Source organism: Arthrobacter sp. 05L44 (assembly GCF_056397605.1).
On record NZ_JBFTNS010000001.1, the window covers coordinates 245,460 to 265,790 of the forward strand.

16 protein-coding genes are annotated in these 20,331 nt (G+C 68.4%); 6 read left to right on the forward strand and 10 right to left on the reverse strand.

Going from position 1 to position 20,331, the window contains the following annotated elements; all coding sequences use genetic code 11:
- Positions 1–3 precede the first annotated feature (3 nt).
- The 4 genes from AC1DHY_RS01115 to mtrA all read right to left on the reverse strand — a co-directional run bounded on the left by AC1DHY_RS01115 (position 4) and on the right by mtrA (position 5,364).
- Positions 4–927: a ComF family protein gene (locus tag AC1DHY_RS01115; RefSeq protein ID WP_476879375.1), complete on the reverse strand. Its 924-nt coding sequence runs from the start codon at positions 925–927 to the stop codon at positions 4–6.
- Positions 928–1,092: 165 nt separating this feature from the next.
- Positions 1,093–2,811: an LpqB family beta-propeller domain-containing protein gene (locus AC1DHY_RS01120; protein WP_476903043.1), complete on the reverse strand. Its 1,719-nt coding sequence runs from the start codon at positions 2,809–2,811 to the stop codon at positions 1,093–1,095.
- Complete coding sequence (mtrB, locus tag AC1DHY_RS01125) at positions 2,808–4,568, reverse strand: MtrAB system histidine kinase MtrB (protein ID WP_476879382.1); 1,761 nt, start codon at positions 4,566–4,568, stop codon at positions 2,808–2,810. The genes AC1DHY_RS01120 and mtrB overlap by 4 nt, the downstream gene beginning before the upstream one ends.
- Positions 4,569–4,689: 121 nt before the next feature.
- On the reverse strand, positions 4,690–5,364 hold the full coding sequence (gene mtrA / locus AC1DHY_RS01130) for an MtrAB system response regulator MtrA (RefSeq protein WP_476879377.1): 675 nt from the start codon (positions 5,362–5,364) through the stop codon (positions 4,690–4,692).
- Positions 5,365–5,627: 263 nt separating this feature from the next.
- On the opposite strand from mtrA, the gene AC1DHY_RS01135 reads away from it, so the two are divergent.
- Genes AC1DHY_RS01135 through AC1DHY_RS01160 form a run of 6 tightly spaced genes read left to right on the forward strand, consistent with a single transcriptional unit; the run spans position 5,628 to position 11,951 of the window.
- Positions 5,628–6,911: a DUF7847 domain-containing protein gene (locus AC1DHY_RS01135; RefSeq protein WP_476879378.1), complete on the forward strand. Its 1,284-nt coding sequence runs from the start codon at positions 5,628–5,630 to the stop codon at positions 6,909–6,911.
- The gene (locus AC1DHY_RS01140; protein ID WP_476879379.1) at positions 6,911–7,624 is read left to right on the forward strand and encodes a DUF4129 domain-containing protein; all 714 of its coding nucleotides are present in this window, start codon (positions 6,911–6,913) and stop codon (positions 7,622–7,624) included. The genes AC1DHY_RS01135 and AC1DHY_RS01140 overlap by 1 nt, the downstream gene beginning before the upstream one ends.
- On the forward strand, positions 7,621–8,811 hold the full coding sequence (locus AC1DHY_RS01145; protein ID WP_476879380.1) for a DUF4350 domain-containing protein: 1,191 nt from the start codon (positions 7,621–7,623) through the stop codon (positions 8,809–8,811). Before AC1DHY_RS01140 ends, AC1DHY_RS01145 begins: the two co-directional genes overlap by 4 nt.
- A complete protein-coding gene (locus AC1DHY_RS01150) occupies positions 8,808–9,929 on the forward strand; it encodes an AAA family ATPase (protein WP_476879381.1) in 1,122 nt (373 codons plus the stop codon). The genes AC1DHY_RS01145 and AC1DHY_RS01150 overlap by 4 nt, the downstream gene beginning before the upstream one ends.
- A gap of 3 nt (positions 9,930–9,932) precedes the next feature.
- Positions 9,933–11,225 carry a DUF58 domain-containing protein gene (locus AC1DHY_RS01155; RefSeq protein ID WP_476903044.1) on the forward strand — a complete coding sequence of 431 codons (1,293 nt, stop codon included), beginning with the start codon at positions 9,933–9,935 and terminating at the stop codon, positions 11,223–11,225.
- 15 nt (positions 11,226–11,240) lie between these two features.
- Positions 11,241–11,951, forward strand: coding sequence for a DUF4166 domain-containing protein (locus AC1DHY_RS01160; protein ID WP_476880023.1), 711 nt, complete (start codon positions 11,241–11,243; stop codon positions 11,949–11,951).
- A gap of 31 nt (positions 11,952–11,982) precedes the next feature.
- On the opposite strand, the gene AC1DHY_RS01165 is transcribed toward AC1DHY_RS01160, so the two are convergent.
- The 6 genes from AC1DHY_RS01165 to AC1DHY_RS01190 form a co-directional block, all read right to left on the reverse strand.
- The gene (locus AC1DHY_RS01165) at positions 11,983–13,014 is read right to left on the reverse strand and encodes a uroporphyrinogen decarboxylase/cobalamine-independent methonine synthase family protein (RefSeq protein WP_476903045.1); all 1,032 of its coding nucleotides are present in this window, start codon (positions 13,012–13,014) and stop codon (positions 11,983–11,985) included.
- A gap of 2 nt (positions 13,015–13,016) precedes the next feature.
- Entirely contained in the window at positions 13,017–13,439 is a 423-nt protein-coding gene (locus AC1DHY_RS01170; protein WP_476880025.1) for a chorismate mutase, read from the reverse strand.
- Positions 13,440–13,598: 159 nt separating this feature from the next.
- Positions 13,599–15,314 (reverse strand): ABC transporter ATP-binding protein, encoded by a 1,716-nt coding sequence (locus tag AC1DHY_RS01175; protein ID WP_476880026.1) that lies wholly within the window; start codon positions 15,312–15,314, stop codon positions 13,599–13,601.
- Positions 15,311–16,330, reverse strand: a complete 1,020-nt coding sequence (locus tag AC1DHY_RS01180) for an ABC transporter permease (protein ID WP_476880027.1) — start codon at positions 16,328–16,330, stop codon at positions 15,311–15,313. The genes AC1DHY_RS01175 and AC1DHY_RS01180 overlap by 4 nt, the downstream gene beginning before the upstream one ends.
- Position 16,331: 1 nt before the next feature.
- Positions 16,332–17,423, reverse strand: a complete 1,092-nt coding sequence (locus AC1DHY_RS01185) for an ABC transporter permease (protein ID WP_476903046.1) — start codon at positions 17,421–17,423, stop codon at positions 16,332–16,334.
- A gap of 132 nt (positions 17,424–17,555) precedes the next feature.
- Positions 17,556–19,187, reverse strand: coding sequence for an ABC transporter substrate-binding protein (locus tag AC1DHY_RS01190; protein ID WP_476903047.1), 1,632 nt, complete (start codon positions 19,185–19,187; stop codon positions 17,556–17,558).
- Between the last annotated feature and the right edge of the window lie 1,144 nt (positions 19,188–20,331).

Sequence of the window (20,331 nt, forward strand, 5' to 3'; positions counted from 1 at the left end):
CTGTTATTCATCTCTTTTTGGTTTATTTTTTTCCTTTCCTCGGGCGTTCCGCGCCATGTCGAGGGCGGACGCCGCAAAGTCGCCATGAGCCGGCGGGCGTGTCGCAGCGAGCACGACGGCGCCGCGCACCAAAGCCCCCGCGGCACGTAGCGCACGCGCTGCCTCGGACAGTGTGGCACCGGTGGTCAGGACGTCGTCCACCACAATGCAGGGCCGGCCGGAAAGTGCCAGCCGGCCGAAAGTTCGCCTGGCCCGCATGGAACCGCGCACCCGTCGTGACCGGGCCGCGCGGTCCAGGCCCTTTTGCCCGCCGCGCCAGCTTGCCGTGGATCCGGCGGCGTGAAATCTGCCGAGGGGCCGTGCCTGGCGGAGCACGTCGGCGACCTCGGCTCCGGCGAGGCCGGGGTGCGGCCCGGCACGGGCAAGGAGGAGGTGGACGGGGCTGAATCCGCGGCGCCGGAAGGCGGCGGCGGTGGTGGGCACCGGCACCAGCAGGAGCCCCTGGGTCCGCCCCGCCGCCGCGGCGACGGCTGCGGCGAGTGCCCTGGCCAGTTCAGTCCCCAGTTGGCGCTGGCCATGCCTCTTGAAGGACAGGAGGGCCTGGGCCAGCTCGCCGCGGTATACCCCGGCCGCTACCACCGGCAGCAGGACGGATCCGTCCATGTCCATCAGGGCCGGGGCCCGGCCCTCGGCCCGGAACGGACGCCGGGTCAGTTGCCGGAGCTGGTGGGCGCAGACGGCGCAGATCGTTTTGTCCTCGGCACCGCAGCAGACGCATTCCACCGGCGCGGCCAGGGCCAGCAGTTCTGCGGCGGCAGCTCTTGTCCGGTCCGCCAGCCGGGCAGCCCAGCCGGCGTGTTCGGCACGGTGCTTCGAGGCCGGTACTTCCGGCGCGAGGTCGGGGTCGGGGCGCGGATGCCTGCTCATGTTCCAAGCGTGGCCGCCACGGGCGTCCCCAGGGAAGCGGCGCCCGCGGCCATGTGGACAACCGGACGAGCCAACCGGGCACCAGCCAGGCGCCCCAGCCGGGCGCGCGCGGCAAGCCGGCGCGCCCGAGCGAGGTCAGTCAGAGGACGCCCGAGGCAGCCCGCGTCAGCCCGGGAAGGCGGGGTCGGTGGCACCCTTGAACTGCGCCGACCAGCCGTTGCCCAGCCGCTGGAAGATGCCCTCGGCGGACTGGCCGTAGATCTCCGCCGGACCGTTGCCCGCGCTCAACGCCGTAAGGCCGGGCCAGGGCGCCAGTTGCTGCGGGGCGGCGGCGGTCAGGGACAGCAGCTCGGGGGTGACGTTGTCGCTCCCCGAGCTCTTCATCACCGCGACGGTGGTGTCGTTGACCCAGACTCCGCGGTCCGGGGCCTTGGTGGCCAGCAGGGTAATCGGCGCGGTCAGGTCCCGCGGGGTACCGTCGGCTGTCCGGATGATGCCCGTGATCTGCACGTTGGTCTTGCCGTTGAGCTCGGAAATGACCAGGGCGCGGGTCCCCTCCCGCGAGATCCGGAACTCCTTGACGTTGCGCCCGGCAAGCCATGCCGGTGTGATCGTCACGGCCGGAATGCTCGCCCCCGGCGCGGTCCCGGCCGGATGATAGGCCAGGACTTCGGTGGCCCCGCTGCTTCCGGGACCCGCGGACCAGACCCAGTCGTAGCGGCCGAACGACGGGCGGGAGAGACTGGCCCGCGTCGTGAGCGCACGGGCCGGCTGTCCGGGCAAGATCGAGTACAGGGTGGTCCGCCCGGCGTTGAGGAACGCCGCGGCCTGGGAGACCGGGGATTCGGCCGGCATCCGCGGGCCCAGGGCCCGCACGGACTGGATGTCCGGCAGCACACCGACTTTGTTGTTCTCGAAGCGCACGAGGTCGTTGTTGCTGATGGCGATCTGGTGGGCGGGAACGTCCTTGTCGCGTACCGGGGGCAGCACCGTTCCGTCGTCCTCGACCCGCACCAGGTCCTGGTTCGCGCGAAGCTCGACGTTGATCACGTCCGGCTGGCTGCGGAACGTTAGCGCCAGCTGGGTCTGCATCCGCAACCGGTCCTCATTGGAGGCATCCGTCAGCTCTTTCGCGGTGAGGTCCACCTGCGCCGCGCCGGAGACCACGGGCACGGATTCACGCGCCAGTTTCATGCCCGACGGGAAGGCACTGACCACGGCCCCCTTCAGGTACGGCGCGGGACCGCCCAGCAGGGCGCTGGCCATGGCCTTAACGGTCTTCTTCTTGATGAACCAGCGCATGTCCGGGACCGCGTAGGTAAACGTGGGGTCGTAGAAGTAGATGGGGTACGCGCCGTAGATGACCTTGAAGGTCTCCTCCGGGATGGCCGTGCCGTCCGGAATCTCCGCGATCCGCCACTCGCCGTCGACCTTCGTCACCGTCGCCGGGATGCTCTCCTTGGACCCGGGCGGCAGCGGTGTGGCGATGCCGTCGGCGTCCACCGTGTAGGCCAGGTCCAGTTCGTAGTTGAAGACGTTTTCGACGGCGGTCCGCACCACCCGGGCGGACCGGAAAACCAGGACCCGCTGGTCCGGCTTCCACTTCACCGATGAGGCCTGGGTGAGGTACTGCCGGGCCACGGCGTAGTCGTCCTCGTAACCGCTGCCGGCGAGGTAGAAGTCCTCGATCACAGCTTCCGGCCCGGCTCCGGCCCGGGGGGCCACGGGGAAGAAGACAGGGGCGTTATTCGGTTTGCCGGCGCTCTCATCGGTGCTCTTGCCCACCGGTCCGGAGCGCGGAATCTGCGCGCAGGACGTCAGGAGCACCAGGACGACCGCCAGCAGGGCCGCGGCAGCGCCGTTGAACTTCCGGGCACCGCTCATGGCCGCTCCTCCGTGGTGTCGTGGCCCGGCCCCGCCGGCCGGGGGTGGGTGAGCGCCTGGTCCAGCAGCAGCATTGTCCGTTCGGGCACGACGCCGGCGGGCCCGACGTCGGCCGGCTCCAGCTGGAGCGGCGACCGGGTGATGGCTTCGCCCTGGCGCAGCGGCAGCGTGAGGCGGAAGTTTGACCCGCTGCCCTTGCTCCCCCAGGCCTGCAGCCAGCCATTGTGCAGTTTGGTGTCCTCGGTCGCGATGGAGAGCCCCAGGCCGCTGCCGCCGGTGGTCCGGGCCCGGGCCGGGTCGGCCCGCCAGAAACGGTCAAACACGCGGGCTGCTTCAGCGCTGGTCATCCCGATCCCGTGGTCACGGACGGCCACCGCGACGGCGGTTCCGTTGGCCGCGACGGAGACGTTGACCGGCCTGCCCTCACCGTGCTCGAGGGCGTTCAGGATCAGGTTGCGCAGGATCCGGTCGATGCGCCGGTCATCCATATCAACGACGATGCTGCCCGCAGGGGCGTTCAGCGTCACCTCCGAGCCGTACTCGGCGGCCACGGGCGCAACCCCCTCGATGACGTGCGAGATGAGCTGGATGATGTCGGTGGGTTCGGCGTCGAGCATGGCGACGCCGGCGTCGAACCGGGAGATCTCCAGCAGGTCCGCCAGCAGCGACTGGAACCGTTCCACCTGGTTGTACAGGAGCTCGGCGGAGCGCTTGTTGATCGGGTCGAAGTCGTCGCGGGCGTCGTACAGCACCTCCGCGGCCATCCGGACGGTGGTCAGCGGTGTCCGGAGCTCGTGGGAAACGTCGGAGACAAACCTCTGCTGCATCTGGGAAAGGGTGGCCAGCTGGGTGATCTGCTCCTGCAGGCTGGCGGCCATGTGATTGAAGGAGGCACCCAGCCGGGCGACCTCGTCCTCGCCCTTGACCACCATGCGTTCCTGCAGTTGCCCTGCCGCCAGTTTTTCGGACACGACGGCGGCATGGCTGACGGGGCTGACGACGTTGCGGGTGACGTACCAGGCGACGGCGCCGATCATCAGGGCCAGCGCGGCGGCACCGGCCAGCAGGACGTTCTGGATTTCGTCCAGGGTCTTCTGCGCGGAGTTGAGGTCGTAGATGAGGTACAGCTCGTAGACGGTGCCGTTGAACGTCACCTTGTTGCCGACGGCGATCCCGGGACGGTCCTCGGTGCCCACCGGAAATTCGGTGGAGGCCCAGTACTGGTCTTTTCCGGAGTCCTGCACAGCCTTGCGCAGGTCCGTGGGGATGACGCTGATGGTCAGCTGGTCGGAGGCCCGGGATTCGACCCAGCGGTTCCGCGGTTTGGTCTGCTCGGGCATCGCTTCGAAGACATAGCGACGCTGGATCACCGAGCCGCGGCCTTCCACGGCGTTGAGCGTGTCGTAGACCAGGGTGATAACGCTCGACTGGTCGGTGACCTGGGCGCCGTCGAACGTGTCCTGGACCTGCTTGACGTTATATCGGGTCTCGGACTCGGCCTGGGCCAGCCTCTCCTGGAAGAGGTTGTTGGCGATCTGGTTCGAGAGATACGCGCCGACGACGGCGAAGGACCCGATCGCGAGCATCAGGGTGGTCAGCACCGTGCGGAATTGCAGGGACCGCCGCCAGCGCCGTTGCACGGCCCTTAGCAGGTACCGGATTCCGGGCAGCACCGTGGAGATGCCGGTGCGGACCAGCCGGACGACGCGGGCGGTGACGATCCGCGCCCGGCGTGCCCAGATCCGCGCCCGGAACAGCGGGGACTGACCCGGCGGCGGCACACTCTCCGGGCCGGAGTCGGCCGGCGGCACACTCTCCGGGCCGGAGTCGGCCGGCGGCACACTCTCCGGATCGGGAACGGGGTGGCCGTCCGACGGTTCAGGAACCTGCTTTATAGCCGACACCACGGACCGTCAATACAACTTCAGGGGCTTCCGGATCGCGTTCAATCTTTGACCGCAACCGCTGGACGTGGACGTTGACCAGCCTAGTGTCGGCCGCGTGGCGGTAGCCCCAGACCTGTTCCAGCAGCAGTTCACGGGTGAAGACCTGCCACGGTTTGCGGGCCAGGGCCACGAGGAGGTCGAATTCGAGCGGGGTGAGCGAGATCCGCTTGCTGTCACGGCTGACAACGTGGCCCGCTACGTCGATCGTGACGTCGGCAATGCGCAGCGTTTCGGGGGCTTTCTGGTCGCCGGGGCGCAGGCGGGCCCGGACCCGGGCGACAAGTTCGGCCGGCTTGAATGGCTTGGGGACATAGTCGTCCGCACCGGACTCAAGGCCACGCACGACGTCGGAAGTATCGGACTTGGCGGTCAGCATCACGATCGGAACGTCTGACTCGCCGCGGATCTGGCGGCAGACCTCGATGCCGTCCATGCCCGGGAGCATAAGGTCCAGCAGAACCAGGTCGGGCTTGGATGAGCGGAACACCTCCAGGGCCTGGCTGCCGTCCGCGCAGAATACGGGGTCAAAGCCGTCATTGCGCAGCACAATGCCGATCATCTCGGCCAACGCCTCGTCATCGTCCACTACCAAAATCCGTGCCTTCATAGCTTATATATTCCCCTATTGAAATGGCTTTGTCGTATTCGGGCCGTTCCCGGCATGGCGCGGGGGACGGGGCACGGCGCGGCCGGCGGAGCGTCCCGGCTGGTAATGGCACGGCCCGAATCGGCCCGGGTACTTGCCGCCGGCCGTCGAAACTATAGGCTGGGGTCACGTCTGGCCCCGGGCACGCGCCCGGGCACGGGTTCGCAACGGCGCCAGCGCCGTGTCCGCGTGTGTCCGGTAGGCAATTTCTTGGGGAGGAAAGCTTGTCCGAGCAGGAGCAGGGCGGACCGCAGCAGTGGGGCGGCGCACCGCAGTGGGGCCAGCGGCCGACCCAGCAGCCGCCGGCACAGCCGGCGTGGGGGTCCACGCCGCAGTGGGGCCAGCCGCCGCAGTGGAATCCCACGCCGCAGTGGGGCCCTCCGGGTCCCGGCCATGGCTTCGGTGGCCCGGGCGGCATGGCACCACCCGGCCACTCCCCCTACGGCCAGCCGCGCTACGTTGCCCCGCCAAAGCCGGGCATTGTCCCGCTGCGCCCCCTGATGTTCGGCGAAATCCTGGACGGCGCCTTCCAGACCGTCAGGCGGAACCCCGCCGCCATGCTGGGGGCCGGAATCATCGCCCAGGCCCTGGCCTCAATCATGTCGGCGCTCATCCAGGGCGGCGCCCTCTTCGGCGCCACGAGCGCCCTGTCGCTGCGCGGCCCGGGCTTTTCGCAGGCCATGGCACTCACCCTGGGCACTGCAGCCGCCATCGGCGCGCTGCTATCGCTCCTGTCGGTGCTGATCTCCGTCGTGATGCAGGGGGCCATGGCCGTTCCCGTCGCCCGGGCGCTGTTGAACCGGCGCACAGGGTTCCGCCAGATGTGGGTCCTTGCCCGGTCCCGGACCGGCGCGCTGCTGGGGCTGGCCGGCGTGCTGATCCTGGGAACGGTGGCCGTCATCGCCGTCGGCGTGCTGGTGACGGTGCTGTCGGCGGCCGTGATGGACCGCGCGGCCGTGCCGGTGATGGTGCTCCTGGTTTTCGGGCTGTTCATTGCCATGCTGTGGCTCGGCATCCGGTTCCTCGTCGCGCCGGCCGCGATTGTGGTTGAAGAACTCGGCACGTTTGCCGGACTCCGCCGCTCGTGGCAACTCACCGGGAGGAACTGGTGGCGGATCCTCGGTGTGACAATTGTGGTGGGGATCCTGGTCGGCGTCCTGACCCAGATCGTCCTCCTGCCCGTCCGCCTAGCGACGAACGGCATCGCCGCCACGGTTTTCGCCCAGGGTGGGGAGGCCGAAACCCACACGGTTGGGGTCGTGGCTGCGGTCGTGGGCACCGTGGTGACCGCACTGGTTGCCGCCGTCGGCTTCGCTTTCCAGACCTCGACGGCGGCCCTGCTCTATGCGGACTTGCGGATGCGCAAGGACGGACTGGACCTGGACCTCCTGCGGCAACTTGAGACGGGCAGCGACCCTGCGGGCGTGCCGGGACGCGGTGCAACGGTGATTCAGGGTGACCCGTCCGCCTGGGCCCGGCCGCCGTTCGGCCCCCCGCCGGTCCGGTGATGACGACCGCCCCCGGGACGGCCCTGCACCAGGCAGTGGCCGTCCTGGCCACGCACTTTCAGCCAGAGCCTCCGGTACTTCCCGGCCGGGAGGAGGCAAGCCGCTGGGCCGCCGAAGAACTCGCCAAGGACCCCTATGTTGCCGCGCAACCCAGCTGGCTGGACGAGGCCCTGGCCAACTTCGCCCGGTGGCTGCGTTCGCTGACCGGAGACGGCACCCCGGGGGCCGACGGCGGCTACGGCGTCCCGCTGCTGCTGCTGATCGCCGCCGTGGTGATTACTGTCGCCATCGTGGTGGTCCGGCCCCGGCTGAACGCCCGGCGGGCCCCGGCCAAGGAGGTTTTCGATGCCGCGCCAGCGTTGACGCCGCAAATGCACCGGGACCGTGCCGCGGCGGCGGCCGCCCGGGGCGAGTGGTCCACGGCTGTTATTGAACAGTTCCGGGCCATCGTACGTGCAGCCGAGGAGCGGACCGTCCTGGACCCGCTGCCCGGCCGGACAGCTGACGAGGTCGCCGCCAGGCTGGGCCGCGCCTTTAGTGCCTACGCCCGGGATCTGGAGGACTCCGCGCGCATCTTCGACGCCGTACGCTACGGCGGCGCCGGCGCCGCGTCGCCGGACCATGAGGCACTGGTCCGGCTCGACGCCGCCCTGGCGGACACAGCGCCCGATTATCAGGGCACTGGCCCTGACGTCCTGGCCAGGCCGCTGTGACCGAAACCGCCGTCGCCACCCCCAGCTCCCCCGTGACCCCTCCGGCCGTCCGCAGATGGCTCCGCCGGCACCGCACCTGGACCGTCCTCGGCGTCGTCTTCGTCGCCGCCCTGGTCCTGACGGCGGTCATCCAGCTCCGGCCACACGGCGACCAGGAAGCCCTCTCCATTCGGAACGCCGCCCCGGACGGGGCGCGCGCCGTCGCGGAAATCCTTGGCCGGCACGGCGTCGCCGTCGAACAGTCGGCGTCGTTCGAGTCCACGCGGCAGGCCATCGAGGACGCCCGCCGGGCGGGCGAGGGTTCCGCTGTCCTGCTCTACGACGCGAACGGCTACCTGGGCCGTGACCAGCTGCGCTACCTCTCCGCCGCCGCGGACCGGCTGGTGGTGGTGACCCCGCGGCTCAATACCCTGCTGGGCCTGGACTCCGGGATCCGGCAATCGGGAGTGGTCCGTGACGGCACCGGGTCCCTCGAACCGCGCTGCGGCGAACCCGACCCGACCGCGGCCGGCGCCGTTTCCGCCGGTGACGGTTTCCTTTACGACGGGCCCGTGGTCTGCTACGCCCAGACGGAAGGCCGGGGCGGCCTCTATGCCGCCAGCTCCAACGGCCGCATCCTGGTGCTCGGCAACGGCAAACTCCTGAGCAACGGGGGCCTGGCCGCCGAAGGGAACGCCGCGCTGGCGCTGCGGAGTGTCGGCGCGGAACAGCGGCTGATCTGGTACCTGCCGGGAATCGCCGATGTGCCGGCGGTGAAGAAGCCGGTCACCCTGAGTGACCTCGCCGCCCCCTGGACCCGCGTCCTCGGCCCCTGGCTCGCCCTCGTGGCCGTGCTCGCCATGTTCTGGCGCGGCCGCAGGCTCGGCCCGCTGGTGGTCGAGCCGCTCCCGGTGGTGGTGAAGGCCGTGGAAACCGCTGAAGGGCGGGCACGGCTCTACCACGATGCCCGTGCCGTCGACCGGGCCTCCGACGTCCTCCGCGCCGGAACCCTGGTGCGGCTGGCCAAGACACTCAGGCTGGGGCCGGACGCCGGCGCGGCGGCCATCTCCGACGCTGCCGCCCGGCACCTGGACCGGAGCCCCGAGAGCGTCTCCGGCATCCTGGATGCCGAACCCCGAACCGAAGCAGACCTCGTGCGCTGGGCCCAGCAGCTCGAACGACTAGAGAAAGAGGTACACGCGCGATGAACGACTACCCCAGCATCCCTGGCGGCGGAGCAGCGACCGACACCGGCCCGGCAGCCGACGCCGCAGCCCCGTGGCCGGCGCCCAGGCCGGCGGAGCACCCGGCCCCGCCAACCGCGGCACCGGGCCGTCCGGCGGCGGATGGCCACAGTATCGGGGGCGCAGCCCACCACGACCCGGTCCGGCAGGCACTACTGGACGTCCGGCGGGAGGTCGCCAAGGCCGTCGTCGGGCAGGATGCCACGGTCACCGGGATGCTGATCGCCCTGCTGTGCGGCGGCCACGTGCTCATCGAAGGGGTGCCGGGCGTGGCCAAGACCCTGCTGGTGCGCAGCCTCTCGGCGGCCCTGAGCCTCGACACCAAGCGGATCCAGTTCACCCCAGACCTGATGCCCGGTGACGTCACAGGCTCGCTGATTTATGACTCCAGCACCTCAGAGTTCAGCTTCCGGGAAGGACCCGTCTTCACCAACATCCTGCTGGCGGACGAGATCAACAGGACCCCACCCAAAACGCAGGCGTCCCTGCTCGAGGCCATGGAGGAACGGCAGGTCTCCGTGGACGGCGTCTCCCGCCGGCTGCCCGCGCCGTTCATCGTCGCCGCGACCCAGAACCCGGTGGAGTACGAGGGAACCTATCCCCTGCCGGAGGCGCAGCTGGACCGCTTCCTGCTCAAGCTGGCCATGCCGCTGCCCGGCCGCGACGACGAGATTGAGGTCATCCGACGGCACGCGGCCGGTTTCGACCCCCGCGACCTGGCTGCGGCCGGGGTGCGCCCGGTCGCCGGGCCCGCCGAGCTGGAACAGGCGCGGCAGGCAGTTGCCGCGGTCGAGGTGGGCCCGGAGGTCCTCGCCTACATCGTGGACATCGTCCGCGCCACCCGGTCGGCACCGTCCTTCCAGCTGGGCGTCTCACCCCGCGGCGCCGCGGCACTGCTCACCGGGTCGCGTGCCTGGGCGTGGCTCTCCGGGCGGAGCTTCGTCACCCCCGACGATGTCAAAGCCCTCGCCCTGCCCTGTCTGCGCCACCGTGTGGCACTGCGGCCGGAGGCAGAAATGGACGGCGTGCAGGCCGACGGCGTGTTGGGCAGCATCCTCGCCTCCGTGCCTGTGCCCCGCTAAGCCATGGCGATTTCCGGACGGTTCGTGCTGCTGGCGCTGCTGGGAATGGTCCCCGCGCTGCTCTTCCCGGGCTGGCCTTCGGCCGTTGTCGTGATGCTGTTGCTGGCGGCCGTCCTGCTGGCCGACCTGGTCCTGGCGGCGCCGCTGCGCCATGTCTCGGTGCAGCGCGGGGATCCCGGCAGTGTTGCGCTCACCGGTTCGGCGGAATCGGTGCTGACGGTGGCGAACACGGGCCGCCGGGCCCTGCGCGGACTGGTCCGCGACGCCTGGCAGCCGTCGGCCGGCGCGCAGAATCCCCGCCAGCACCTGAACGTGCCCGCCGGGGAGGGCCGCCGGATGGCGGTGACCCTGCGGCCGACCCGGCGCGGCGAGCTCGCCGCAGCGCATGTCACGATCCGGGCGTTTGGCCCGTTGGGCCTCGCCGCCCGGCAGCGCACCCTCCCGTGTCCCGGCTCCTTACGCGTACTGCCGCCGTTCCATTCCCGCCGGCACCTTCCGTCCAAACTGCGCCAATTGCGGGAACTCGACGGCAAGGCCGCAGTCCAGATCCGCGGTGCCGGCACGGAGTTCGATTCGCTGCGCGACTACGTGCGTGGTGATGATGTGCGTTCCATCGACTGGCGCGCCACTGCCCGCCGCTCCGCCGTCGTTGTCCGGACCTGGCGGCCGGAACGGGACCGTCGCGTCGTGATCCTGCTCGACACCTCGCGGACGGCCGCCGCCCGGATTGCCGACGAGCCGCGGCTGGACACCGGGATCGAGGCAGCCCTGCTGCTGGCCGTGCTGGCCGAACGGGGCGGCGACCGGGTGGATTTCCTCGCCTTCGACCGCCGGGTGCGGGCCAGGGCCGGCTCGGCGGCCAAGGGAAACCTCCTGGGGCAGCTGATCCAGGCCATGGTCCCCCTCGAAGCGGAGCTCATTGAGCTCGACTGGAGCCAGATTCCCGGCCAGATCCGCTCCGTTTCGGCGCACCGTTCGCTGGTGGTGCTGCTGACCGCGCTCGACGGCGGCGCCCCTGAGGAGGGGCTCCTCCCGATGGCGGCCCAGCTGGCGCAACAGCACGTGGTGGTGGTGGCCGCTGTCCGCGACCCGGTGCTCGGCGAGATGCTCCAGGAACGGTCCACCGCCAGCGGGGTCTTCCGCGCCGCGGCGGCCGAACGTGCGCTGCTGGAACGCGAAGCGGTCAGCGCCCAACTGCGCCAGGCCGGCGTCGAGGTGGTCGACGCCGAACCCGCGCAACTGCCGCCGGCCCTCGCCGACGCGTACATTCGGTTGAAAGCCGCCGGTAGGCTGTGACCCCAGGAGGATGATGTGAGCACCTACGACCCGATCTACCAGCTTGGTCTGGGGCCGGACTTTGCCCTTCTGCAGCCTGAGCTGCAGGAGTACTTTTCCCTCACCCCGGGCTCGGGGCATTACGGCGTGGGCGAGGGCGTCTTCGACGTCGTCGGCTGCCGGCAGTCCTGGTTGCGGCCGCTGTTGCGGCTCGCGACCGGTGAGCAGGCGTTTTTCCCGGAGTACGGCGAGGGCATCAGGTTCCGGATCGAGAACCACGCCCATCTGGACCCCTTCGGCCGCTCGAGCCTGACCGCCCGCCGCGAGATCTTCTTCCCGCAGACCACCCGGATCTTCCAGGACACCACCAGCGCCGATTCCTCGTCCGGGTCCACCCGGCTGGTGGACTACGTGGGCCGTTACCGCCGGCTGATCACTGACCTCAACCTCCGCGTCACGCCCGAGGGGAGGCTGCGTGGCGTGTCCGAGGCATCCCGGCTGTTTGTCGGGCCGGTCCGGATCCCGCTGCCGGCAGCCCTCGACGCCAGGGCCTACGCCGAACAGTGGTGGGAGCCGGTTGAGGGACGGCACCGGATCCAGGTCAAGGTGATCCAGCCGCAGATTGGGCTGGTTTTGGTGTACGCCGGGCACTTCGATTACCGGCTGGAACCCTATCCGGCCGGGGCGGCGGCACCGGGCCATTTACCCGCGCACGCCCGGCCGGACCGCTGGGAGAGCCGCGTCTAAGGGGCGCTGGTCCGGACGCTGTGTCCGAATCCTAGCCGAGGGCGAGCTGGTTCAGTCCGTCGGCCAGTTGGGTCAGCCGGGTCAGCACGGCCGTCGCGGACGACGGCGTGTGGCCGGCGAGCCCGCCGGAGGGCGTGACGCGCACCGCGCCCAGCGACTCAGGCATAAGGCCGAGCTGGCGCCAGGGGCGCCAGAGCGTTTCTACCGCCTGTCGCACCCGCTGCAGCCCCGCCGTCGGGTCATCGACTGGCAGGACTCCTGCCCAGAGTCGTTTTCCGGCCTCGACGGCGCCTGCGAGCTGCTCCCACTGGCGTGATGTGAGGGCCCTCAGGGGCACCGCGATGCCGTCCGCTCCGGCCGCCAGGATCCGGTCAAACGGCGCCTCGATCTCCGGCACCGCGATGACGATCTCGGCGGCGCCGGCGGACCGCAACGCGTCCACCACCAGCCGCCAGGATTCGGTGACCTCCGACCCCGCGACTGACCGCAGGGTGCGGTAGCCGCTGGATGTCGGGATGGTGCCGGCCATCACGGCGGCGATGTCCGGTTCATCGACCTGGACCACCAGCCGGGCTCCTGGCGCCGCGGTGGCCAGCCTGGCCAGGTGGGCACCGACGCCGGCAGCGAGCGACGCCGCAAGATCGCGGCGGGCGCCGTGGTCGATCAGGGCACGTTCGCCGTTGTGCAGGTGCAGCCCCGCGGCGAGGCTGAGCGGTCCGCGAAGCTGGAGCTTCAGGTCTGCGGCCGGGGAGTCTTCCGCCCCGATCACGTCGGCGAGGACGTTGATGTCGGTCGAGAGGGCCGAGCGCGCCCGGGTGAGGTCCTTCCCTGGCCGGTCGACCAGGCGCCAGCCGAAGGGCTGGGCGTCCACGGCGAGGCCTTCGAGCACCGAGGCGGTCCGGCCCAGCGCGTCGGAGCCCACGCCGCGGTCCGGGAGTTCGGCGAGGAAGGGCAGGTGCGGGCTGCCCAGCTCCCCACGGATGATGCGGGCGGCCTCGACCGGGTCCTCACCCGGCCACGGGCCAAGGGCGGTGGCCGTGACCTGGCCCGGAAAAGCAGCCACGCCTAGGCCTCGGCGGCCAGGGCGGAGTCCGCGGAGGCACCCGAGAGGTGCGCGGCGGCCTGGTGGTCCTCGGCGATCGCCTCATGGTGGCGGATCACCTCGCCGATGATGAAGTTCAGGAATTTTTCGGCAAAGGCCGGGTCCAGGTGCGCCTCGGCGGCGAGCCGGCGCAGCCTGGCGATCTGGGCCGTCTCACGGCCCGGGTCTCCTGCCGGGAGCTTGTGCGTGGCTTTGAGGAAGCCGACCTTCTGGGTGGCCTTGAACCGTTCGGCGAGGAGGAACACGAGGGTGGCATCAATGTTGTCGATGCTGGACCGGATCGACAGCAGTTCCGCCATCACCGAGGGGTCAACGTGCCCGGCGAGGGAACTGGCCGCGGGGTCGTAGCTGTCGGTGTCAGGGAGGTTCTGGTTCTGCTCGGTCATTGATCCAGTCTAGGGGCAGGCGGGCAATTGCTTCCCGGTGTTAAGCGGGCGCGGCCGGTCCTTCGGCCGGACCCTTGCGGGCAGCGAAAAGGGTATGCCCGCCGTTCGCGGTGAACGGCGGGCATACCCCCTTGTGCGCGGAAAGCGGCTCAGTGCCCGCTAGGCGCCGAGCACCGCGCGGAACTCCTCGCGGCGGCGGGCCTGCTCGTCCGGATCCGGGACCGGCAGCGAAGCGATGAGCTTTTTCGTGTAGTCGTGCTGCGGGTTGCCCATCACCTGGTTCCCCAGGCCCTGCTCCACCATCTTGCCCTTGTAGAGGACCCCGACCCAGTGCGAGAGGATGTCCACCACGGCGAGGTCGTGGCTGATGAAGAGGCAGGCGAAGCCGAATTCGGCCTGGATTTCCTTGAACAGCTCCAGCACCTTTGCCTGCACCGAAACGTCCAGTGCCGACGTCGGCTCATCCGCGATCAGCAGCTTCGGGTTCAGGATCAGGGCCCGCGCCAGTGACGCGCGCTGCCGTTGGCCGCCGGAGAGCTCGTGCGGGTAGCGGTCAGCGTAGGCGGCCGGCAACTGCACCGACTCAAGGAGCTCCCGGGTCCGCTGGCGTGCCTGCGCGGGCGTCGGCTTGGTGTGGATGATCAGCGGTTCCGCGATGCACTCACCGATGGTCAGCTGCGGGTTGAACGACGCCGCCGGGTCCTGGAACACAAACCCGATCTGCTTGCGCAGGGGCTTGAAGGTACGTTCCTTGAGATTGAGCATCTCGTAGTCCAAGACCTTCAGGCTTCCGCCGGTGGTCTTGTTCAGGCCCGCGATGGCGCGGCCGATCGTCGTCTTGCCGGACCCCGATTCGCCGACGAGGCCAAAGACCTCGCCCTCGGACAGCGTGAAGTTCACGCCGTCCACGGCCTTGAACGCCGGACTTCCCAGCCGGCCCGGGTACTCGATGGTCAGGTTCTTGGCCTCGACCAGCACCTTGCCGCCCTGGTGGGCGCGTTCGGTCATACCCGCCGAGGCGGAGTTCCGGCCCAGGTGCGGGACGGCGGCCAGGAGCTTCTTCGTGTAGTCCTGCTTCGGCTCCGCGAAGAGCACCCGCGCGCTGGCTTCCTCGACGATGTCGCCCTGGTACATCACGACGACGCGGTCCGCGAGGTCAGCGACCACACCCATGTTGTGCGTGATGAGCACGATCGAGGTGCCGTACTGGTCCCGAAGGTCCCGGAGGAGCTCCAGGATCTCGGCCTGCACCGTGACGTCCAGCGCCGTGGTCGGCTCGTCCGCGACAATGAGCCCCGGATTGAGCGCCAGCGCGGCGGCGATCACGACGCGCTGCTTCTGGCCCCCGGAGAACTGGTGCGGGTAGTAGTTGACCCGGGTTTCCGGATCGGGGATCCCCACCTTCCGCAACGCCTCGATGGCCCGGGCCTTGGCGTCCTTGGCATTGACCTTGCCGCCGCCGGAGTGGCCGGCGTGGGCGCGGATGCCCTCCGCGATCTGCCACCCCACGGTGAACACGGGGTTCAGCGCGGTGGACGGTTCCTGGAACACCATGGCCACGTCGCGGCCCCGGATTTCGCGCAGCTTCGAAGGGCTGACACTGATGACGTTGTTGCCGTTGATCAGCACAGCGCCGGAGCTGATGGCTGTTTCCGGCAGGAGGCCCAGGATGGTCTTGGCCGTGACCGTTTTGCCGGAGCCGGACTCGCCGACGATGGCAACGACCTCGCCGGGGTTGACCTCAAGGCTGACATCCTTCACCGCGTAGACGTCCCCGGCGTCGGTGGCGAAGGTGACCTTCAGGTTGTCGATGTCCAGCACTGGTCCGGCGCTGCGGGCGTGCTGGTCTGAAACGGAGCCGATATTGGTACTCATGAACTGCTCACTTCTGCTGTGGGAGCCGCCTTGGCGCCGGCGGAATCGGGTCCGCCCTTGCCGGAGACAGCCTTCTTGCGGCCGCGCAGGCGCGGATCGTTGAGATCGTTGATGCTCTCGCCGACCAGGGTCAGGCCGACAACGGTGAGGACGATCGCCAGACCCGGGAAGACACCCGTCCACCAGATACCGGAGGTGGTGTCCGCGAGGGCCTTGTTCAGGTCAAAGCCCCATTCGGCGGCGGACGTCGGTTCGATGCCGAAGCCGAGGAAGCCCAGGCCCGCGAGGGTAAGGATGGCTTCGGAAGCGTTCAGCGTGAAGATCAGCGGCAGGGTCCGGGTGGCGTTTTTGTAGATGTGGCGGGACATGATCCGGATGTTGGATGCGCCCACCACCTTGGCGGATTCCACAAAGGGTTCGGCCTTGAGCCGGATGGTCTCGGCGCGGATCACGCGGAAGTACTGCGGGATGAAGACCACGGTGATGGAGATCGCTGCGGCGAGGATGCCGCCCCACAGGCTGGACCGTCCGCCGCTGATGACGATGGCCATCACGATGGCGACCAGCAGGGACGGGAACGCGTACACAGCGTCGGCAATGACCACCAGGATCCGGTCCAGCCAGCCGCCAATGTAACCGCTGACCAGGCCGAGGATGACGCCGATGAAGATCGACATGATGACGGCGACGATGATGACCATCACCGCTGTCTGCGCACCCCAGACGACCCGGGAGAACACGTCGTATCCGCCCACGGTGGTGCCGAGCAGGTGCCGGCCGCCGGGGGCCTGCTGCGCCGGGAAGTTACCGCCGTCGTCGGAAATCTGCGAGAAACCGTACGGTGCGATCAACGGAGCGAAGATCGCGGTCAGCAGGAACAGCGAGGTCAGGACGAGCCCGGCGACGAGCATGCCGCGCTGCAGGCCGACGCTCTTGTTGAAGTGGGAGACCACCGGCAGGCGCCGGAACCAGGATTCCCTGCGGTTTTCTGCGGCAATAGTTGGTTCGATGCTCATGTCAGTACCTCACGCGGGGGTCGATCAGCGCGGCCACGATGTCCACGATGAAGTTGGTCACGGCCACGATCACGGCGAGCAGCACCACAATGCCCTGGACAGCCACGAAGTCGCGGGCCGTCAGGTAGGTCGCGAGCTGGAAGCCGAGGCCTTTCCATTCGAAGGTGGTCTCGGTCAGGACGGCGCCGCCGAGCATGACCGCGATCTGCAGGCCCATCACCGTGATGATCGGGATGAGGGCCGGCTTGTAGGCGTGCTTGGTGACCAGTCGGAATTCGCTGACGCCGCGTGAGCGCCCGGCTTCCACATAGTCCTTGCCCAGGGTGCCGATCACGTTGGTGCGGACCAGCCGGAGGAAGATGCCGGCAGTCAGCAGGCCGAGGGCGACGGCGGGCAGCACGGCGTGCGCGAAGACGTCACCGAGGGCGGCCATGTTTCCGCTGCGCAGGGCGTCGAGCCAGTAGATGCCGGTGGGCGCCTGCAGCGCGGTGAGTGCCAGTTCGGTGGAGGTCTTGGCCCGGCCCGCGACCGGAAGCCAGCCCAGCCAAACCGAGAACGTCAGCTTCAGCAGCATGCCGGCGAAGAACACGGGGGTCGCGTAGCAGAGGATCGCGAAGATCCGCAGCACGGCGTCGGGAGCCTTGTCCCGGCGGTGAGCGGCGATCATGCCCAGCGGGATGCCCACCAGCAGGGCCACGAGCAGGGCGTTGATGGACAGTTCCAGCGTTGCGGAACCGTACGTGGTCAGCATCTCGGAGACCTGGCGGTTGTCCGAAAGCGTGGTGCCGAAGTTGCCGGTGATGAGCTGGCCCAGGTACTCGAAGTACTGCACCAGGATGGGCCGGTCGTAGCCGGCCGAGTGGATGCGCTCCGCCAGTTGCTCCGGAGGGAGCCGGCCGCCGAGGGCAGCCGTGATCGGATCACCGGTGATCCGCATCAGGAAGAACACAAGCGTGACCAGGATGAAAATGGTCGGGAAGATCAGCAGGAACCTGATCAGGATGTATTGGCCCAGTCCCCCACCGGACGACTTCTTCTTTGTCGGCAATAGGCCGTCGGCGTCGCTTGGCGGCGCCTCAATAAGTGTTGTCATTGGTACCTAAAATCGTGTTTCCGTCGGCTTCGTGGGCTTCGGGAATCGGGTGTCCTGCCCTCAGCAAGAGAGGCGGGACGCCGCGCGGGCGCCCCGCCTCACTGGCTGGTCAGGACCGGATGGGGAATTGACCTACTTGGAAATCACACCAAGACGGGTCTTGAAGGACGCATCCAGGGTCTTTTCGACGCCCTTGACGTCCTTGCCGGCGACCATCAGCTGGGCGCCCTGCAGCAGCGGCAGCGTGGAGAGGTCCTTGGCGACGGCCGTCTGGGCGTCACCGAGTACCTTTTCGCGCTCCGTCTTGTCCACCGTCGTGAGCTGCTTTTTGATCAGATCGGTGACGGCGGCGTTCTCGTAGTGGTTCTTGAGGAAGTTGCCCGGGATGAAGAACGGGGTCAGGTAGTTGTCGGCGTCGGAGTAATCCGGGAACCAGCCGAGCTGGTAGACCGGGTAGACGTCCTTGGTGCGGTCCTTGGAGTAGGTGACCCACTCGGTGGACTGCAGGTCGACCTTGAACAGGCCGGACTTCTCCAGCTGTTCCTTGATCATGGCGTATTCGTCGCCGGAGGACTTGCCGTAGTGGTCCGGGTTGTACTGCAGCTTCAGGGTGACCGGAGCGGTGACGCCGGCGTCGCTGAAGGCCTTCTTGGCCTTGTCCAGGCTGGGCTTGCCGCTGCCGTCGCCGTACATGTCCTTGAGCGGCGTGATGGCGCCGACGAAGCCGTCGGGAACGACGGAGTACGCGGGCAGGTACGTGCCCTTGTAGACCTGGCTGGCGATCGCATCGCGGTCAACGATGTCGGCCATGGCCTGGCGGACAGCGAGAGCCTTCTTCGGGTCGGCGTCAGCGGACTTGGCACCGAACGGCATGGTGTCGAAGTTGAAGACGATGTAGCGCAGCTCGCCACCCGGGCCCTTGTGGACGGTGACCTTGGAGTCCTTCTCGAGGTCGGCGGCGTCGGTTGCGGTCAGGCTGCGGCCGGCGACGTCGATGTTGCCCTGCTGGACATCGAGCTTGAGGTTGTTCGAGTCGGCGTAGTACTTGATCGTGGCGCTGTCGTTCGCCGGCTTGCCGAGCAGACCCTTGTAGTCCGGGTTGGACTTGAGGCTGATGAGCTCGTTCTTCTTGTAGCTTTCGATCGTGTACTGGCCGGCGAAGGGCTTGGCCTTGACGATGTCGTCATCGCTCATCAGCTTGTCGGCCGGGAAGACCTCTTCGTCGACGATCGGGCCGGCGTTGGCAGCGAGCACGCCGGGGAAGACCTGGTCGTTGCCCTGCTTGAGCTTGAAGACCACGGTGGAGTCGTCTTTGGCTTCCACCGAGGCGAGGTTGCCCAGCAGGGAGGCCGGGCCGTTGTCGTCATTGATCTTCAGGACGCGGTCGATCGAGAACTTCACGTCAGAGGACGTGAGGGCGTGGCCGTTGGCGAACTTGAGGCCGGACTTGAGCTTGACGGTGTACTCCGTCGGGCTCGTGAAGGACGCGGATTCCGCGATGTCCGGGCTGGAGTCGGCCGTGCCGGGCTTCGAGTTCATCAGGAACGGGTAGATCTGGTTCATCACCATGAAGGAACCGGCGTCGTAAGAGCCGGCGGGGTCGAGGGTGACCACCTTGTCCGTGGTGCCGTACGTAATGGAGCCTCCTGCAGCACCGCCGGAGGACGTTCCGCCGCCGGAAGGTCCGGTGCAGGCTGTGAGTGCAAAGGCGGAAACCCCGGCGAGCGCGATGGCGCTCTGCAGGGCTTTTTTGTTCATTGCCATCTGTGAACTTTCTGTTCGATGAGTACTAGTGCGCAGCCCGAAGTAGCTTGACTCGTTGGGCAGCACCATGTCCTGATTCCTAGATTCAACCAGAAGACCGCGGGCGAATCGTCCAATCTTGTGAGTTGAGACACAAAATTTACACGAACCGGGTGAACTTGGCGTTTTCTTCGCGATTTCCCCCGGATCTTCGGCACTTTTGACCGGGGGTGGGTGTTGGTGCGGGGTGGTTGGAGTTGGGGCGGCGGGGGCTACGAGGTCTGGTCACTAGGTGGACCGGGTCGCTGAGGGGCGGCCGTGTCGCTGAGGGGGCGGGCCGTGTCGCTGAGGGGGCGGGCCGGGTCGCTGAGGGGTGGGCCGGGTCGCTGGGGGCGGGCCGGGTCGCTAAAACGGGCCGGCCGCATGGGGTGGGTGCGCTCCTGCTCCCTGGGCTGCGCCCGTCGCCCCCCCTACCGGGCGGAGCATGTCCGTCTCACAGCCCCAGGGATGGACATGCTCATTTGCAGGATCGAGCACTGGACATAACCACTAAATGTCCACTGGCCGCTGTGAACAATGGACATGTGCGTCACAAGAAACGGCTGTGGCTGAACATGCTCATCCCTGCTGTCCAGGGATGGACATGTCCGTCTCTCCGTTCTGGGGACGAGCATGCCCGGCGCGAGGTGGGGCTTGGACTCGGACATGCTCGTCACTCACGCCGGAGGATTGACATGCTCAATCTCCGGATTGATGACTGGGCATAACTGCAGTGTGTGCCGGTTGGTAGCTGCGAAGAATGGACATGCCGGTCTTGGGCGAGGCTGCACTAGGGCATGCCCGTCGGCCGGGCAAGTGAAGCAACATGCCCGTCGGCCGGGCAGGTGAAGCAGCATGCCCGCCTCCCTGGTCAACGAATGAGCATGTCCCTCACTCGGAGGCGACGATGCGTGGGCATGCCCTTCGCATGTGCCCCAGGGATGGACATGCTCATTACCCGCGCCGAGCACTGGACATATCTAGTAAATGCCCATTGGTGGCCGCGAAAGATGGACATGCCCCTCAACCGGAGCAAGAAATGGGCATGCCGGTCTCGGGCGAGGCTGTACCTGGACATGTCCATCGACCGGATCAAGGGATGGGCATGTCCGTCGGGGCCAGCGGA

Bases quoted from the DNA above. Each gene is read 5' to 3' on its own strand.
- AC1DHY_RS01170 (WP_476880025.1), bottom strand. From the start codon at position 13,439: ATGACCGAGCAGAACCAGAACCTCCCTGACACCGACAGCTACGACCCC.
- AC1DHY_RS01190 (WP_476903047.1), bottom strand. From the start codon at position 19,187: ATGGCAATGAACAAAAAAGCCCTGCAGAGCGCCATCGCGCTCGCCGGG.
- AC1DHY_RS01175 (WP_476880026.1), bottom strand. From the start codon at position 15,314: ATGAGTACCAATATCGGCTCCGTTTCAGACCAGCACGCCCGCAGCGCC.
- AC1DHY_RS01180 (WP_476880027.1), bottom strand. From the start codon at position 16,330: ATGAGCATCGAACCAACTATTGCCGCAGAAAACCGCAGGGAATCCTGG.
- AC1DHY_RS01115 (WP_476879375.1), bottom strand. From the start codon at position 927: ATGAGCAGGCATCCGCGCCCCGACCCCGACCTCGCGCCGGAAGTACCG.
- AC1DHY_RS01185 (WP_476903046.1), bottom strand. From the start codon at position 17,423: ATGACAACACTTATTGAGGCGCCGCCAAGCGACGCCGACGGCCTATTG.
- AC1DHY_RS01120 (WP_476903043.1), bottom strand. From the start codon at position 2,811: ATGAGCGGTGCCCGGAAGTTCAACGGCGCTGCCGCGGCCCTGCTGGCG.
- AC1DHY_RS01150 (WP_476879381.1), top strand. From the start codon at position 8,808: ATGAACGACTACCCCAGCATCCCTGGCGGCGGAGCAGCGACCGACACC.
- AC1DHY_RS01140 (WP_476879379.1), top strand. From the start codon at position 6,911: ATGACGACCGCCCCCGGGACGGCCCTGCACCAGGCAGTGGCCGTCCTG.
- mtrA (WP_476879377.1), bottom strand. From the start codon at position 5,364: ATGAAGGCACGGATTTTGGTAGTGGACGATGACGAGGCGTTGGCCGAG.
- AC1DHY_RS01155 (WP_476903044.1), top strand. From the start codon at position 9,933: ATGGCGATTTCCGGACGGTTCGTGCTGCTGGCGCTGCTGGGAATGGTC.